Source organism: Sulfitobacter sp. CW3 (assembly GCF_019392245.1).
Lineage (GTDB): Bacteria > Pseudomonadota > Alphaproteobacteria > Rhodobacterales > Rhodobacteraceae > Sulfitobacter.
In genome coordinates this window covers 1-246 of sequence record NZ_JAHXRL010000471.1, presented here as the reverse complement: position 1 = coordinate 246, position 246 = coordinate 1, and the positions used below count along the sequence as shown (strand labels likewise).

Annotated in this window: 1 pseudogene; it reads left to right on the top strand. The window is 63.4% G+C overall.

Annotated elements, in window-relative coordinates:
- Nucleotides 1-12 precede the first annotated feature (12 nt).
- Nucleotides 13-246: pseudogene (locus KZZ06_RS21860) on the top strand (hypothetical protein); the annotation flags it as partial.

Here is a 246-nt window from a genome sequence, read left to right as displayed (position 1 = left end):
ACACTGGTGCGCGTGACCACTCTCACCGCCATTCTCGCTGCCGGCGCAATCTCCATCGCAAGCGCCCAGACATCAACGGCTCCGATGAGCACGTCGGGCCAAAGCGCCCAGCCTACTCAACCGGGGATGCCGGGAATAATGAGCGGCATGGGAGGGGTGGGCCAGGGCGGCATGTGTGGAATGATGGGCCACATGATGGGCGGGATGAAGCAGGGGATGATGGATGGCGGCCTCAGGATGAGGATG